Here is a 14,841-nt window from a genome sequence, read left to right on the forward strand (position 1 = left end):
CGCGGCCGAGCCTCAGACGCCTTTGCGCAGGATGGCGGTGATCTCCGAACCGGCCTCCCGGTCCAGCCGGTCCGGGCAGGACACACCCAGCGCGAGGGCCAGCTCACGGCCGTGCAGATCGACCGCGGACTCCACCAGCTCGGCAAACGCGTCCATGGCGGCCCGCCCCCGGCGCAGGCCGACGGACGCGAGGCCCGCCGCGACGAGCGCGGCCGGCCACCACCAGACGGCGACCAGCAGGTAGGGCCCGCTCCAGGCGGTCAGCCGGACGGCCGCGTCGTAGACGTCACGCGCGCCGCGCAGTTCGGTGCGGGTGTCGCCGGACAGGACGAGCCAGAGCCGGGACCAGGCCGAGTCCAGGTCGAGCCGGTAGGCCCGGTGGATCCGCAGGTCCAGGGCGCGCACCCGGTCACCGATCCAGCAGGGGTGGACGGGCTCCTCCAGGGAGATCCGGTTGCGGACCGCCGCGTGGCGCGCCAGGTCGGCGATGGTACCGGGGTCGAGCGGCGCCCCCATCTCGACGGCGCGCGCCTCCACCCGGGCGTAGGCGTCCTCGGCCGCCCGCCACCTGCGCCGCCTGCGCTCGGCCAGCAGGCGCCCGGGCACCCTCGCGGGCCCCGGCCAGTCGCCCGCCCAGTACCGCTCCACCACACCGCCCAGGGCCTGGGCCGCGAGACCCAGTCCGGCCGAGGCGATCACCGTCGCGGAGGCCACCAGCACCACCCCTCCGGTCGACCGGCTCGCCGGGTGCCCGGCCAGCTCGTCGAGCGCCCGGGTGACCCGCCCGACGTCGTACCAGTGCGCCTGGCCGAGCAGCCGCCCGGCCCCGGCGACCGCCAGGAACAGCAGGCCCGACGGCACCAGGTAGGTGAGCCAGCGCGCGGCGAGGTTCTTGCCCAGTTCGGCGAGGACGGCGTTCACGAGAGCCCGCGCCGGCACAGCGGCTCGCCGTACAACCGGCAGAGGGGCGGCACCGGTTCGTTGCGGGCGGGGCTCCGCCGGTCGCACCGCTCGCGCGGACAGACGTACGCCTCCACCACGGGGTGTCCCTCGACGGCCGCCGGGAGCCCGCCGATCCCCGCGCCCCGGAAGGCTCGCAGGCCGGCCGCCACCCCGCTGCGGCGCAGCAGCCGGTGCAGCTCCGCCTGCGGGCCCGCCGGGTCGCCGCCACCCCGCAACGACGCGAGGATCTCCTCCAACTCCGGCCCCTGGTCGGCGGGAACGACGTCCCGGATCTCGTCCAGCCGGGCGCAGACGTCGGACCGCATCGCCGCGGCCCTCCCGCTCCCATCACCGGTCCCGGTGTCACCCATCCACGCAACCTCCCTGCACGACAACCGAGTTGCGAGGATACTGGGCGCTCACCGACGATCACGGGGGGTGATGCCGATGTTCTGGCGTCGACGCGACCGAGTACGCAACGCCGAGCGGGTCGGACCGGACGGGTCCGGCGGAGCGCGGTTCACCTTCCGCGCGATGCCGTCGGAGGCCGAGCTGCGCCGGGCGGCCGAGACCGGATCCCCACAGGCCCTGAACCAGTACGGCGTCAAGTTACGGATCGACGGACGCCTCGAGGAGGCCGTCGAAGTACTCACCCCGGCGGCGGAGGCCGGCCATCAGGACGCCACGGCCAACCTGGCCCTGACCCTGCTCTCGCTCGGGCGGGGCGAGGAGGCGGCCGCGTGGTTCGAGCGGAACGGCCCGATGGGCGAGGCGATGGCCCGGCGCATCCGGGAGCGGCGTGACGAGGACGACGCTCCGGGATCCCCGGGCCGGCCCGCACACTGATGGCCACCCCGTACGACCTGTTCGGCACGCCCGGGTACGAGCAGTTGCTGGCCGTCCTGGGCGGTGCCGAGGAAGCGCTCGCCCGCTACGAGCGCGCCGGCCGCCTCTCCGATCTCGAACGCGCCCTGGTGCTCTTCGACGCGCTGCTGACGAGGGCCGAGAACATCGACCTGCGCAGCGCCGCCATGAACGGCGTCGGGATGGTGCTCTGGTCCCGCTACGAGCGGTTCGGGGAGCCGGACGACCTGGACGGGGCCATCACCCTGTTCCGTGAGGCCCTGGCCCCCTACGGAGCGGAAGTCACCGTCGCCACGCCCTCCTACTGGACGAACCTGTCCGGCGCGCTGCGGCTGCGCTGGCTGCGCACCCGTGACGCGCGGGACCTGGGCGCCTCCGTCGACGCCGTCAGGACGGCCCTGGTCTCGACACCGTCCCGGGGCCCGCAGCGCTCCAACCGTCTCAACAGCCTGGGCGACGCGCTGCTCAACCTCTTCCAGCTGCACGGTGATTCCAGCGCGCTCGCCGAGGCCGTGACCAGCTTCCGGGAGGCGGTGGCCTGTACCGAACCGGGGAGGGAGGAGGGTGTCTGGGCCCGCTCGAGCCTCGCCGAGGCCCTCCGCCATCATCACCGCTGGTCCCCCGACGGCGCCCCGGAGGCGCTCGACGAAGCCGCGGCGCTGGCACGGGAGGTGCTCGCCGGGGTGTCCCGCCGCCACCGGCTGTATCCGCGGTTCCTGTCGAACCTCGCCCTGGTCCTGACCGACCGGCACGCCGCCCGTTCGGACCCGGCCGACCTGCGCGAGGCCGCCCGCGCCGCCCGGCGTGCGGTCGCCGCCACCCCCGCCGGACACCCCAACCTCGTGCAACGCAACGCGGTACTGGCGACCGTGCGCCGCCTGGAACTCGTCCGCGCCGGCCGCCGGGCCACCGGCCTCGACCTCACGGATTCCGGCGGTTCCGGTACGGCCGGGCGCCTCGACGCCGGCGGGGCGCCCGCGGGTGCCGGGGCCCGTGGCCGTCCGGCGCGGCGCGAGCGACGGGCCCTGCGCGCGTGGATCCGGGCCACCGGTCAGGCGTACGCCGCCACCCCCGAAGGGCATGCGCTGCGCGGACTCGCCCTGCTCCACCACGGATCGGCCCTGGCCACGAAGTCGGTGACCGAGGACGACGCACGGGCCCGGGACGCGGCGATCGCGCTGTACCGGCGGGCCGCGCGCGATCCGGCCATGGACGTGAGCGTCCGGGTGGGCTGTGCGCGGCTGTGGGCGCTGAGCGTCCTCGACGGCGGCGGGGGTTCACCGGCGTACGGCCGGGCCGCGGCCATGGAACCGTACCGGCTCGCGGTCGAGCTGCTGCCGCGTACGGCCTCGTACCGTGTCGGACGCATGGACCGCGCGCGCCAGTTGGGCGACTTCGCGGGTCTCGCCTGCGACGCGGCCGCGTGTGCGCTGGATCTCGCCGACGCCCAGCCGCCCGGCACGGAACCTGCCGGTGCGGAACCGCAAGGCGCGGAACCGGCCGGTGCAAGACCGCCCGGCGCGCAACCGGCCGGTGCAAGACCGCCCGGCGCGCAACCGGCCGGTGCAAGACCGCCCGGCGCGCAACCGGCCGGGGCAAGACCGCCCGGCGCGAAACCGGCCGGTGCAAGACCGCCCGGCGCGAAACCGGCCGGGGCGAAACCGGCCGGGGCGAAACCGGCCGGGGCGAAACCGGCCGGGGCGAAACCCGTCGGCGCGGAGACAGCCGACGCGAAGACAGCGAACCCGGGGGCGGGTGACGCGGCGGCAGCCGACGCGGAAACGGCCAGCCCGGAGGCGGCCAACCCGAGGACGGCCGAACCGAGGACGGCCGAACCGAGGACGGCCAACCCGGAGGCGGTCCAGGCGGTACCGGTCAACACTGAAGCGTCCGGGGCCGAGTTGGCCCTGCGGCTCCTCGAGCAGGGTCGCGGCGTGCTGCTCGGGCAGGCCCTCGACGCCCGCACGGAGACCTCGGAACTGCTGAGCCGGGTGCCCGACGAACTCGCCTCCGAATGGCGGCGGTTGCTCCCGCAGCTCGACCGTCCCGAGGCCGCCGTCTTCACCTCGTCGGAGCCGGGAGGGGCGAACGACCCCACGACGGAGGACCCGTTGACGGGCGAGGACCGCCACGCCCTGGCCGAGCGATGGGAGCGGCTCGTGGAGGCGATCCGGCGGGTCCCGGGCTGCGAGGACTTCCTGCGGCTCCCCCGCACGGAGGAGATGCTCGCCGGGATCGGGGACACGGGCCCGGTCGTCGTCGTCAACGTCAGCCCGCTGCGCTGCGACGCGCTCGTCCTGCACCGGGGGCGCGTCCGGCACGTACGGCTGGAGGGTCTGCGTCACGCGGAGGCGGAACGGCGGGCGGACGCATTCCTCGCCGCGATCCGGGCGACCGGCGACCACACCCTGCCCCTGTCCGCGCAGCGGGACGCGCAGGCACAGGTCCGGGAGACGCTCGGATGGCTGTGGACCGCCCTGGCCGAACCGGTTCTGGACGCGCTCGCCGGCTGGGGGTGGCCCGGGGAGGATTCCGCGGGAGGACCGGGCCGCCTGTGGTGGGTTCCCACGGGTCCGCTCACCGCGCTGCCCCTGCACGCGGCCGGCCGGCACGAGGAGGACGGGGACAGTCTGCTCGACCGCGCGGTCTGCTCCTACGCCCCGACCGTCAACAGTCTCGTGCGCGCCCGGCGGCGCGAGGCCGGACGCCCGGCCCCGGTCCGGCCCGAGCCCGCCGCCCCTCTCGTCGTCGCCGTCGCCGAGGCGCCGGGCTCCGGTTCCCCGGTGCTGGAAGGCGTACGGGAGGAGGCGGCTCGGCTGGCCCGACGACCGGGCGCCCGTCTGCTCCTGGCCGAGGACGCGGTGCGGCGGTCCGTGCTGGACGCGCTCCCCCGCCACGCGTGGGCGCACTTCGCGTGTCACGCCGTCGGCGCGCTCTCCGGAGCGGCGGCCGGTCACGTGGTGCTCCACGACCACGCGACGGCTCCGCTCACCCTCTCCGACATCGCCCGGCTCCGGCTCCCGGAAGCGGAACTGGCCTATCTCTCCGCGTGCGAGACCACGAGCGGGCGCAGGGAGTTCGCCGATGAGGCGCTGCACATCACCGGGGCGTTCCACATGGCCGGGTTCACCCATGTCGTCGGAACCCTGTGGGCGGTCGCGGACGACACCTCCCTGGAGGTGAGCGAGCGGTTCTACGCGGCCTTCGACCCCGCCCACCCCTTCCCCGGGCACACGGCACACGCGCTGCGCGAGGCGGTGCGCGAGATCCGCGAGAACGTCGAGGGGGTCCGGGAGAACCCCAGTCTGTGGGCTCCCTACATCCACGTCGGGCCGTAGTCACCGCACATGCGGTCGCGGTCGCCCCCGGGGTCCGGGGCCCGGCGCTCGGACGCCGTCCGGCGCACAATATCTGTGACCGCGAAGTGAGAAATGAATGCGACGCACAATGAAGATTCCTCGCGCGACAGGCGGAGCAGAGTTATCCACCGCACATGATCGATCGCACCGTGCTACTGTCGATGTCAGTTGCAGTTGTGGTTCCCTAAAACTTGCGAGTGCCCTCACCGTCCTTCAAGCCGGTGGAGCTCCTTTTTATCTCCGGATTCATTTTCCGGCGGGGTGATCATCACGGCGACGCGGAGTCCGCACACCGCGCATTCCGAACACCGCCCCGAAGGAGATCTACATGGCTACCGGCACCGTGAAGTGGTTCAACGCGGAAAAGGGCTTCGGCTTCATCGAGCAGGACGGCGGCGGCGCCGACGTCTTCGCCCACTACTCGAACATCGCCGCCCAGGGCTTCCGTGAGCTCCAGGAAGGCCAGAAGGTGTCCTTCGACATCGCTCAGGGCCAGAAGGGCCCGACGGCCGAGAACATCGTTCCGGCCTGACGCGCCACGTACTTCGCAGCTGGGGCCCGCACCATGGGGTGCGGGCCCCGGCTCGCGGCGTTTTCGGGCACGGTCCCTCCGCCGGACCGCGGCGTCCTCACCCGCGGCATGACGCGGAGGATTCACCCCCCAACCCACGGGAATGCCCCGTCGACACTCCGAGTGCGCATATCCGCCCTCTTCATGGAGTGCCCGGGCCCCGCCACCGGAACCGCGCCATTTCTCTGAGCGAAATTTCCCGTGAGCATTCCCCGGCGGAACCGCATCGGTTCCGCACTGTCCCGGCTCGTTCTTGCGATTCTCTGCGCTGCTCTTTGCTGCGGGAATTCCTTGATACGCGCCGCATCAAGGAAGGTTCCGCATGAACCGCACGCGCACGAACGACCGCTACTCCCGTACCCGCACCGGAGGTTCGGGCTCCGGGAGGGGCGCCGGCCGCTTCGGGTCCTCGGCCGCCGGCCGCTCCGGAGGTCCGCGACGCTCCGAGGGCCAGGGCCGCCGACAGAGCGCTCCGCAGGGCGAGTTCGCACCGCCGGCGACGATCACCCCCGCGTTGCCCGCCGTCGAGGCGTTCGCCGATCTCGCCATGCCCGCCTCGCTGTTGGAGGCTCTCGGGCACGAAGGCGTCACCGTACCCTTCCCGATCCAGGCGGCCACCCTGCCGAACTCCCTCGCCGGCCGTGACGTGCTCGGCCGCGGCCGTACCGGTTCGGGCAAGACCCTCGCCTTCGGCCTCGCCCTGCTGGCCCGTACCGCCGGCCGGCGCGCCGAGCCGCGGCAGCCGCTGGCCCTCGTCCTCGTGCCCACCCGCGAACTCGCCCAGCAGGTCACCGACGCGCTCACCCCGTACGCCCGCGCGGTCAGGCTGCGACTGGCCACCGTGGTCGGCGGTATGTCGATCGGCAGGCAGGCGGGCGCGCTGCGCGGCGGGGCCGAGGTCGTCGTCGCCACTCCGGGACGGCTCAAGGACCTCATCGACCGTGGTGACTGCCGCCTCGACCAGGTCGACATCACCGTCCTCGACGAAGCCGACCAGATGACCGACATGGGCTTCATGCCCCAGGTCACCGCGCTGCTCGACCAAGTACGCCCCGGGGGCCAGCGGATGCTGTTCTCCGCCACCCTGGACCGCAACGTCGACCTGCTGGTCCGCCGCTATCTCACCGACCCCGTGGTCCACTCCGTGGACCCGTCGGCGGGCGCGGTCACCACCATGGAGCACCACGTGCTCCATGTGCACGGCGCGGACAAGCAGCGGACGACGACCGAGATCGCGGCTCGCGAGGGCCGGGTGATCATGTTCCTGGACACCAAGCACGCCGTGGACCGGCTGACCGAGCATCTGCTCCAGAGCGGCGTCCGCGCCGCGGCCCTGCACGGGGGCAAGTCGCAGCCGCAGCGCACCCGGACCCTGGCCCGGTTCAAGACCGGGCATGTGACGGTCCTGGTCGCGACCAACGTCGCGGCACGCGGGATCCACGTCGACAACCTCGACCTGGTCGTGAACGTCGACCCGCCCAGCGACCCGAAGGACTACCTGCACCGGGGCGGCCGCACCGCGCGCGCCGGCGAGTCCGGCAGTGTCGTCACCCTGGTGACGCCCCAGCAGCGTCGCGACATGAGCCGGCTGATGGCGGCGGCCGGCATCACTCCTCGGACCACCCAAGTACGTTCCGGCGAAGAGGAGTTGAGCCGCATCACGGGTGCGCAGGCCCCTTCGGGCGTACCGGTGGTCATCACCGCGCCGGTCGTGGAGCGCGCCCGCCGCGGCTCCGCTTCCCGGAGTTCCTCCACGTCCCGCGGTTCGTCCTCCCGGGGTTCCGGCTCGTCCCGGGGCCGACGTGGCGGCGCCGGACAGGGGCGGCCCGCCGGCGAGGCGGCGCGCCGTACGGCGCGGCGGCCGTCGGCCCTCGACTCCGCGGCCTGAGGCCTCGCCGGGCGTCGCGGGGCGGGCGTGACTCTCGCGACACGCCCCGGCACCCCGGCACCGGCGGCGTCGCACTTCGTGACGGGACAGCTCACCTCACTTCGCAGGAGGCACTCTTTGGCACTGGCACCGGCTTTGGCACTGGCACCGGCTTTGACACTGACGACGGTTCGGACGCGGCAACGCCCGGCGGACGCCGCCTCCGGCGCCCCGGCCCAGAGCGACGCCATGGACGTGTCCGGACCGCGGGTCGGCGACGACATGACCGTCGAGGTCGCCCTGTCCGTCATGGCCAGTGCCCGTGTCGGGTACCTGCTCCTGTGCGACGGGGACGAGCAGTGCACGGGCGCGGTCACCCGGGCCCAGCTCACCGCCGTCCGCGACAGCTCCGCCTACACGGACCGGATCCGGGTACGGGACGTCCTCGGCGCCGGCGAGCACGACCGCGCCCCGGGTGTCCTCGCCCTGGTCCGCTGATCCGCCCCACCCGGCCGGACCCCCTTCCTCCTCTCCCCCCGTTCCCCTGTGAGGCATCATGCGTTGCGTCATCGCCAGGTTCCCGTTCGACCTCTCCAAGAGCGGGGTGCTGGCCTCTATGAAGGGCGTCAAGCCCGAGCCGATCACCGGTGAGTCCGTCCTGATCGGTCGTCGCCACTACCCCGTCAAGCAGGTGGGCGAGGTCATCACCCGTCAGGACCGCCGCGACTTCACCAGCGGGGAGGTCACCCGGGCCATGACCCGCCTCGGCTTCACCTGCCAGGGCGGCCACGAGGCCGTACAGCCCACCCGTGTCCTCACGCCGCTGCAGAACGCGTCGGCGCTGCTCGGCAGCCCGGCCCCGCTGGGACTCTGAGGATTCGAGGACCTGGCGCCGCGGCACCGGGAGGACGTGCGGACTCCGCGACCGCGCGGACCGACGGAGGCATCTGACGCGGGCGACGGACTGAAACCGCCGCCAGGACGACGACGAGGGCCCGGCCGACACATGTCGGCCGGGCCCTCGTCGTGCGCCACCGTCCGGGCGGCGACCACCGGCCCGGGCGGGGACGATCCGACACCGCGGTGGCTCACTGTTCGAAGTAGCTGAAGTCGCCCACGGTCCAGGCACTGACGTCCTTGATCGCGACACGGTACATTCCGCCCGTCTCCGGGATCCCGACGTTCCCCTGCAGGATCCGGGCGAGGTGGAAGTGCAGATGCGTGGGCGGCTCGCCACGATCCGCCCGGCCCTCCGCCCCTCGCGCGGTGAAGACGTCGGAGAACGGTCCGAGGCGGTCGGAGTCCTTCAGGACCTCCGAGACACGCTCCCGCCACACGGCTTCGGGAGCCAGCCGGCCGGTGATGACGGCTCCGCCGGCGACCACGGTCAGCGACATCTGATTGCTTTGCCCGGACTCCACCATGGCGGAGATGTCCACGAGCAGCTCGTCAGGGTTCGACATGAAAGCCGATTCTATGGGCGTCGCCGACCGATCGGACGCGAACCCGATCCTGGTGACCTGCGGACCCCAAAATACCTGCGACACGCCGACGCCAAAATCTACCTTTGTCAGAGTAGACATTGGTCGGCAGCCTGGCTAAGGTTTCTCACGTAGACATGACCGCCACGTGGACGGCCCGCAAGCGAAGGGGCCGCACGCAGTACCGATGCGACACGTGGTGGATGCAGAGGAAGAACGGAGGAACGGACGCCATCAGGATCGCCCGGCCCGAGCACCACACGGCCGGGTACCGCACGACCCCGGAACGGAAGGTGGTCCCCGGTTACGCATCCTCGAACCCCGCACTCCCGCCCCTCCTCGGGGCCGGACAGCGGAAACAGACGGTCGGCGCAGCGGTAAGGCCGACAGATGGTGTTGAATTTCCTTCGGGGCCCTGGTGCCGTACGGCATCGGGGCCCCTCGACGCGTTGCTCAACGAGGTGAAATGACAGCAGATACTCCGCTCAGTGGCCATCTGGACGACGACGACTACCCCGCGTACACCATGGGACGGGCCGCCGAGATGCTCGGCACCACCCCCGGCTTCCTCCGAGCCATCGGCGAGGCCAGGCTGATCACTCCGCTCCGCTCTGAGGGCGGACACCGGCGCTACTCCCGCTACCAACTGCGGATCGCCGCGCGCGCCCGCGAGCTCGTGGACAAGGGCACCCCGGTCGAGGCCGCGTGCCGCATCATCATTCTTGAGGACCAGCTCGAGGAAGCGCAGCGCATCAACGCCGAGTACCGCCGCTCCACGGACAAGGGGACCGAGAAGGCGGGCTGAGCACACCGAGGCGGTGCTGCCGCCCGAACGAGCGATCGCGCACCGCCGACGTCACGCGTCTGTTCGCCGTACCCCGGAAGGGGCACAGAGGTGAGCGTGGTCGTGAAGGGCGGTCGCCTCCGCGGCGAGGGCTCCATGAGGCTTCAGCCGAACGATCGTCCTCATGGGCAAGAGGTGAGGCCCGGGGACACAGTTCCCTTCACCACCACACAGGTGAGAACCACATGGGCCCCCCAGACATTCCCACGACAGGTCCGCGCGGGCGTCGACGGTCACGCGCGGTCGGAGCACGGACCGGCGCGCCACCCGACCGCCGCCCCTCCCCCTCGCTGACAATGAGCGGCAACCCGTGCCACCGGCGACAACCGACGGCAACCGGGTCCGGACGCCACGACCGGGCCGGGGCCGGTATCCACCGGGCACCAGCGGGAACCAGCGACGAAGGAGCCGTGTGAAATTCGGGATCTCCACCTTCATCACCGATCTGAGCACCCGGCCGGCCCCCCTCGGGCGCGCCATCGAAGAGCGCGGGTTCGACTCGCTGTTCATCGCCGAGCACAGCCACATCCCGGTCGACCGGCGCTCTCCCTACCCTCCGGGCGGGGAACTGCCCGACATCTACTACCGCACGCTCGACCCGTTCGTGGCACTGACCGCCGCCGCCACCGTCACCGAACGACTCCTGCTGGGCACCGGCATCGCCCTGGTCTCGCAGCGCGACCCGATCCACACCGCCAAGGAAGTCGCCTCGCTCGACCTGATCTCCGACGGCCGGGCCGTCTTCGGTGTCGGCGCCGGCTGGAACCGCGAGGAGATGGCCAACCACGGCACCGACCCCGCCACCCGGGGCAAGCTCGTCAACGAGCGGCTGCGCGCCATCATCGAACTGTGGACCAAGGAGAAGGCCGAGTTCCACGGAGAGTTCGTCGACTTCGACCCCGTCTACGCCTGGCCCAAGCCGGTGCGGAAGCCGCACCCGCCCCTCTTCGTCGGCGGCGGCACGGGCGCCTTCCCCCGGGTCGCGGAACTCGGCGACGTATGGCTCGCCAACGCCGTCCCGCCCGAGGTGCTGGCCCCCCAGATCGAGGAGGTCCGGGCCATGGCAGGGCGCGCGGTCCCGGTGACGGTCTACGGTGTGCCCGCCACCCCCGAGGCGGTCGAGGGCTACGCCCAACTGGACGTGGAGCGCGTGCTGTTCTACCTGCCGTCCGACCCCGAACCGGCGACCCTCGCACACCTGGACCAGTTCGCCGAGGTCGCCGCCCGTTTCCGCTGATGCCCGACCTGACCGCGTCCGAGGCGCGCGAACGGTTCGCGGCGTCCCGGGTCGCCCGCCTGGCCACCGCCGGCGCCGACGGCCGCCCGCACCTGGTGCCGGTCGTCTTCGTGGTCACCGGGGACACGGTGGCCATGGCCGTCGATCACAAGCCCAAGCGGTCGGCCCACCTCAAGCGGCTCTCCAACATCCTCGCCAACCCCGCCGTCTCGCTCCTCGCCGACCACTACCAGGAGGACTGGGACCGGCTCTGGTGGACCCGCGCCGACGGCCGGGCCCAGGTGCTCCCACCCGCCGGCCGGTCCTCCGAAGCGGCCCACTACGCGGAGCTGCTCACCGAGAAGTACCCGCTCCAGTACACCGGCCGTCCCCCGGCGGGTGAGGTGGTGGAGGTGCTCGTCACCCGCTGGACGGGGTGGCGGGCGAGCTGAACCACCCCGGGTCCGGTGACCTCGACACCGTCCGCGCCCGCCCGTCCCTCCACGGGTCGCCGTCGTCGATCCTCACGTCACTTCCCTGTCCACCGCGGGGCGCGGCGCTCGGCGAAGGCGGTCATGCCCTCGCGTGCGTCGGCCGAGGCCGCCACCATGCCAAGTTCCTCGCGCTGCACGGCGAAGAGGTCTGCCTCCGGCACACCGTCGGCGGCCCGTACGAGGTTCTTCACCGCGGCGAGTGCGAGCGGGGCGTTGCGTGCGAACTGCTCGGCGAGCCCGAGGGCGACGGCTGCGGTACTGGCCCACGCGCAGGGAGTCCGCCGGGGACTCGATCTTGATGACATCGGCGCCCAGATCTCCGAGGATCTGGGCCGCGTACGGGCCCATGACCACGGTCGAGAGGTCGATGACCCGCACACCGTCGAGCGGCCCGGAACTGTGTGTGTCCGCCATTGTCGCGTCCTTTCATGTCTCGGCCGCCTCTGACATGGAACGCTAATGAAGCCGTACGGAGAACGGAATCATCGTATTGCTGACATCGATGTGACCGCAGCGGTCACACCGATGTCGATATCGAATCCGAATGCCGCTCGACTCATATGTGAAGCGGATCGGCGAAGACCTCACGGGCCGCTGCGACGATGTCGTCCAGGTCACCACCGGAGGCCCGGTCCCGCCGCCAGATCAAGGCGGTGTCCAGGACGGGTTCGAAGTCCGTGAACGGCAGGACCCGTGTGTTCTCCAAGGCGTAGCCGTGCATGGGGCTTTCCGCGTTGAGCATGGAGAAGCAGAACGCTATCCCGCTGGAAACCACTTCGGCGATTCCGGAATAACCGGAATCGGTCAGCTTGATTCGCTTCTTGATCCCCCGCTCCGATATCTCCCGGTCGAGCTGGTCGAAGTAGGCGAACCGCAGTTCCTGCGGTGCGACGACGAAGCCGAGATCGGCCAGTTCGGCCAGCGCCACGGAGTCCCGCCCGGTGAACCGGTCGGCGGGCACGAGCGCTCCGAGCCGTTCCGACATGACGGACAGCATGTCCAGTGCGGGATCGCTGATCGGCAACCGGGCCAGCGCGAGCGCCAGCCTCCCCTCGCACACGCCGTTGACCAGAGCCTTGGAGGTGCCGGGCCAGCGCAGGAGTTCGCACCATTCGTCGGCGCGCTCCGCGAAGGCGTTGACGAGCTCTCTCAACCTGGGGTGGAGTCCGGACGGGATGCCCACGAACATGGTGCCGCGCTCCGACCGTGTCACCTCTCGCAGCCGCCACGGAATGCGGTTGACGCGCTCCAGCACGTCCCGCGCGATCGGGAGCAGCGCCTCTCCGGCCGGCGTGAGCGTGACACTGTGCGTGTCCCGCTCGAACAGCCGGAGGTCGAGCTCCCGCTCCAGGTCCTTGATCCGCTGGCTCAGTGGTGACGTGGCCATGTGGAGTCGGCGGGCCGCCGCGGAAAAGTTCAGCTCCTCGGCAACCGCGACGAAGTAGCGCAGATGCAGCATCTCCACCCTGCCACGTTAACCCGATCCACGAGTCGGTTCCGAGGCACCGTGGGTCGGGGCGGTGGCTCTCCCGGCGCATCGGTGCGGGGCCTCGGTGCCCCGTGGCGGGTGGCGCGTGGCGGGTGGCGGGTGGCGGGTGGCGGGTGGCGGGTGGCGGACGGTCGGTGGCGGGACGGTCGGCGCGATCCCGGTCACCCGCCTCGCCGGGGGCCGGCTGCCTCAGCCGCGCGGGCGGGCCGTCTCGCGCAGGGAGGCCAGAGCCGAGCCGTACATCCGCGCCTTGATGGTGCCGAGGGTGTCGCCCGCCTTGCTCAGCTGCGCGTGGGCGATCTCCACGGCCGTGGACCGTACGACGTCCTCGGCGACCGCCTGGTCGACGATGCCCGCGGCCGCCGCGTCCGACCCTCCGTAACGGCGGGCGGTGACCATGGCCTCGTGCGCGGTCTGCGGCGCCAGCCGGGCCTGGATCAGGGCGGACATGCCGGGAGAGAAAGGAATGTTGATGTCGGCCTCGGGCAGACACCAGAAGCCGCGGTCGCTCCGCATGACGCGGAAGTCGTGCGCGAGGGAGAGCATCGCGCCCGCGGCGAAGGTGTGCCCCTGAAGTGCCGCCACGGTGATCATCGGCAGGGACAGCAGGCGGGCGAAGAGACCGTGGACGGAGACGAGATGGTCGTCGTGCTGGTCCGCGTGGGCGGACAGCCACTCGAGGTCCAGGCCGTTGGAATAGAACTTGCCCGTCGCGGCGGTCACCAGGGCTCGCGGTCCTTCTGCCTTCTCCACCTCGTCCAGGGCCGCGTCGGCGGACGAGATCCAGTCGGGGTGGAAGCGGTTCTCACCGTCTCCGAGGTCGAGAACGAAGACGTTGTCCTGGCGGTCGAGGGTAGGCATGTGCGCTCCTGCGGGGGTTGCGTGGTGTCGGGGTACGGACGAGATCAGGCACAGGGGTGTCACGGTTCCGGCATGGGAGTTGTGGGAACGGCGTGCCGGGCGTACGCCCGCACCCGCTGCGGCGCGGTGCGGTGGGCGCCGGGCGAGGCCGCCGAGGGTCCGGGTCCGCGTACGGACCCGTACCGCGGCCGACGGGTCGCCCCCCGCTGCCGGCCGCCTCCCGTGCTCATCACGCCGCTTCGGCTTCGGTCGTGCCGGGGATCGCTCCCCTAGCGCGCAGCGCGGCGATCTCGGCGGGGCCGAATCCCAGCTCGCCGAGGATCTCGTCGTTGTGCTCACCCAGGTCCGGTGCCCGCCTGGCCGGGACCTTCGGCATCCCGCGGAGGTTGACCGGACTGCTGATGGTCTCCGTCAGCCCCTCCACCCCCTCCAGGGGCACGACGACGTCGTTCTCGCGCAACTGCGGGTCCTGCGCGGCCTCCTCCGGTGTCTGGATGAGGCCGACGGTGACGCGCTCCCGGGTCAGGACGTCCTGCCAGTGGGCGAAAGGACGCGTGCGGAACGCGGTGTCGAGCAGTTCGCTCAGCGCGGCGGCGTTCTTCGCGAAGCCCTGGATGTCCGCGAATCGGGGATCCGCCTGCAGTTCGGGACGCCCGATGGCCCGCGCCAGCGCCGGCCAGTGCGCGGACGAGGTGGCCAGCATGAACCACCGGTCGTCCGCGGTCCGGTAGGGGTTGGTCAGCGCGTTCACCGGTACGTTCCGGTCGTGCAGCTCGAACGGTGTGCCGCCGGCGAGCGCGCCGGCCACGAGTGTTCCCGTGGCCCAGACGCCCGTGGCGAGCAGCGACGTTCC

Annotated in this window: 16 protein-coding genes and 1 pseudogene; 9 read left to right on the forward strand and 8 right to left on the reverse strand. The window is 72.1% G+C overall.

Annotation, left to right across the window (positions count from 1 at the left end):
- Positions 1-12 precede the first annotated feature (12 nt).
- Both ACFVTC_RS12215 and ACFVTC_RS12220 read right to left on the reverse strand, forming a co-directional pair.
- Complete coding sequence (locus tag ACFVTC_RS12215) at positions 13-939, reverse strand: hypothetical protein (protein ID WP_390126487.1); 927 nt, start codon at positions 937-939, stop codon at positions 13-15.
- Positions 918-1,313, reverse strand: coding sequence for a hypothetical protein (locus ACFVTC_RS12220; protein WP_390126488.1), 396 nt, complete (start codon positions 1,311-1,313; stop codon positions 918-920). The genes ACFVTC_RS12215 and ACFVTC_RS12220 overlap by 22 nt, the downstream gene beginning before the upstream one ends.
- A 76-nt stretch (positions 1,314-1,389) precedes the next feature.
- Here ACFVTC_RS12220 and ACFVTC_RS12225 point away from each other — a divergent pair, with 76 nt between their 5' ends.
- From ACFVTC_RS12225 to ACFVTC_RS12250, 6 genes are all read left to right on the forward strand, one after another.
- Positions 1,390-1,788 (forward strand): hypothetical protein, encoded by a 399-nt coding sequence (locus tag ACFVTC_RS12225; protein ID WP_390126489.1) that lies wholly within the window; start codon positions 1,390-1,392, stop codon positions 1,786-1,788.
- Entirely contained in the window at positions 1,788-5,144 is a 3,357-nt protein-coding gene (locus ACFVTC_RS12230; protein ID WP_390126490.1) for a CHAT domain-containing protein, read from the forward strand. The genes ACFVTC_RS12225 and ACFVTC_RS12230 overlap by 1 nt, the downstream gene beginning before the upstream one ends.
- A 349-nt stretch (positions 5,145-5,493) precedes the next feature.
- Positions 5,494-5,697 carry a cold-shock protein gene (locus tag ACFVTC_RS12235; protein WP_030224351.1) on the forward strand — a complete coding sequence of 68 codons (204 nt, stop codon included), beginning with the start codon at positions 5,494-5,496 and terminating at the stop codon, positions 5,695-5,697.
- 361 nt (positions 5,698-6,058) lie between these two features.
- Positions 6,059-7,624, forward strand: coding sequence for a DEAD/DEAH box helicase (locus ACFVTC_RS12240; RefSeq protein WP_390126491.1), 1,566 nt, complete (start codon positions 6,059-6,061; stop codon positions 7,622-7,624).
- A 117-nt stretch (positions 7,625-7,741) separates the two neighbouring features.
- Positions 7,742-8,101, forward strand: a complete 360-nt coding sequence (locus tag ACFVTC_RS12245) for a hypothetical protein (RefSeq protein ID WP_390126492.1) — start codon at positions 7,742-7,744, stop codon at positions 8,099-8,101.
- A gap of 58 nt (positions 8,102-8,159) precedes the next feature.
- A complete protein-coding gene (locus ACFVTC_RS12250) occupies positions 8,160-8,477 on the forward strand; it encodes an SCO5918 family protein (RefSeq protein ID WP_390126493.1) in 318 nt (105 codons plus the stop codon).
- 214 nt (positions 8,478-8,691) lie between these two features.
- On the opposite strand, the gene ACFVTC_RS12255 is transcribed toward ACFVTC_RS12250, so the two are convergent.
- Positions 8,692-9,066, reverse strand: coding sequence for a hypothetical protein (locus ACFVTC_RS12255; protein WP_390126494.1), 375 nt, complete (start codon positions 9,064-9,066; stop codon positions 8,692-8,694).
- Positions 9,067-9,550: 484 nt separating this feature from the next.
- Between ACFVTC_RS12255 and ACFVTC_RS12260 the strand changes: the two genes are divergently transcribed.
- The 3 genes from ACFVTC_RS12260 to ACFVTC_RS12270 all read left to right on the forward strand — a co-directional run bounded on the left by ACFVTC_RS12260 (position 9,551) and on the right by ACFVTC_RS12270 (position 11,596).
- Entirely contained in the window at positions 9,551-9,889 is a 339-nt protein-coding gene (locus tag ACFVTC_RS12260; protein ID WP_390126495.1) for a MerR family transcriptional regulator, read from the forward strand.
- Between the two features lie 451 nt (positions 9,890-10,340).
- Positions 10,341-11,165, forward strand: coding sequence for an LLM class F420-dependent oxidoreductase (locus tag ACFVTC_RS12265; protein ID WP_390126496.1), 825 nt, complete (start codon positions 10,341-10,343; stop codon positions 11,163-11,165).
- Positions 11,165-11,596 (forward strand): TIGR03668 family PPOX class F420-dependent oxidoreductase, encoded by a 432-nt coding sequence (locus ACFVTC_RS12270; RefSeq protein WP_390126497.1) that lies wholly within the window; start codon positions 11,165-11,167, stop codon positions 11,594-11,596. Before ACFVTC_RS12265 ends, ACFVTC_RS12270 begins: the two co-directional genes overlap by 1 nt.
- Before the next feature lie 77 nt (positions 11,597-11,673).
- On the opposite strand, the gene ACFVTC_RS12275 is transcribed toward ACFVTC_RS12270, so the two are convergent.
- The 5 genes and pseudogenes from ACFVTC_RS12275 to ACFVTC_RS12295 all read right to left on the reverse strand — a co-directional run.
- Positions 11,674-11,943 carry an enoyl-CoA hydratase-related protein gene (locus ACFVTC_RS12275; protein ID WP_390126498.1) on the reverse strand — a complete coding sequence of 90 codons (270 nt, stop codon included), beginning with the start codon at positions 11,941-11,943 and terminating at the stop codon, positions 11,674-11,676.
- Positions 11,888-12,052, reverse strand: a pseudogene (locus ACFVTC_RS12280) (CoA transferase); the annotation flags it as partial. The pseudogene ACFVTC_RS12280 and the gene ACFVTC_RS12275, both read right to left, overlap by 56 nt.
- 142 nt (positions 12,053-12,194) lie before the next feature.
- The gene (locus tag ACFVTC_RS12285; RefSeq protein ID WP_390126520.1) at positions 12,195-13,097 is read right to left on the reverse strand and encodes a LysR family transcriptional regulator; all 903 of its coding nucleotides are present in this window, start codon (positions 13,095-13,097) and stop codon (positions 12,195-12,197) included.
- Between the two features lie 219 nt (positions 13,098-13,316).
- Positions 13,317-13,988, reverse strand: coding sequence for an enoyl-CoA hydratase-related protein (locus ACFVTC_RS12290; RefSeq protein WP_390126499.1), 672 nt, complete (start codon positions 13,986-13,988; stop codon positions 13,317-13,319).
- Positions 13,989-14,217: 229 nt separating this feature from the next.
- On the reverse strand, positions 14,218-14,841 hold a 624-nt coding region (locus tag ACFVTC_RS12295), incomplete at its 5' end, for a CoA transferase (protein ID WP_390126500.1).

The sequence above is a fragment of the Streptomyces sp. NPDC057950 genome (assembly GCF_042887295.1).
Taxonomy (GTDB): Bacteria; Actinomycetota; Actinomycetes; order Streptomycetales; family Streptomycetaceae; genus Streptomyces; species Streptomyces kaempferi.

Coding starts and splice junctions, on each gene's coding strand:
- ACFVTC_RS12255 (WP_390126494.1), bottom strand. CDS start 9,066: ATGTCGAACCCTGACGAGCTGCTCGTGGACATCTCCGCCATGGTGGAG.
- ACFVTC_RS12260 (WP_390126495.1), top strand. CDS start 9,551: ATGACAGCAGATACTCCGCTCAGTGGCCATCTGGACGACGACGACTAC.
- ACFVTC_RS12250 (WP_390126493.1), top strand. CDS start 8,160: ATGCGTTGCGTCATCGCCAGGTTCCCGTTCGACCTCTCCAAGAGCGGG.
- ACFVTC_RS12270 (WP_390126497.1), top strand. CDS start 11,165: ATGCCCGACCTGACCGCGTCCGAGGCGCGCGAACGGTTCGCGGCGTCC.
- ACFVTC_RS12290 (WP_390126499.1), bottom strand. CDS start 13,988: ATGCCTACCCTCGACCGCCAGGACAACGTCTTCGTTCTCGACCTCGGA.
- ACFVTC_RS12285 (WP_390126520.1), bottom strand. CDS start 13,097: ATGCTGCATCTGCGCTACTTCGTCGCGGTTGCCGAGGAGCTGAACTTT.
- ACFVTC_RS12275 (WP_390126498.1), bottom strand. CDS start 11,943: ATGTCATCAAGATCGAGTCCCCGGCGGACTCCCTGCGCGTGGGCCAGT.
- ACFVTC_RS12220 (WP_390126488.1), bottom strand. CDS start 1,313: ATGGGTGACACCGGGACCGGTGATGGGAGCGGGAGGGCCGCGGCGATG.
- ACFVTC_RS12225 (WP_390126489.1), top strand. CDS start 1,390: ATGTTCTGGCGTCGACGCGACCGAGTACGCAACGCCGAGCGGGTCGGA.
- ACFVTC_RS12235 (WP_030224351.1), top strand. CDS start 5,494: ATGGCTACCGGCACCGTGAAGTGGTTCAACGCGGAAAAGGGCTTCGGC.
- ACFVTC_RS12240 (WP_390126491.1), top strand. CDS start 6,059: ATGAACCGCACGCGCACGAACGACCGCTACTCCCGTACCCGCACCGGA.
- ACFVTC_RS12230 (WP_390126490.1), top strand. CDS start 1,788: ATGGCCACCCCGTACGACCTGTTCGGCACGCCCGGGTACGAGCAGTTG.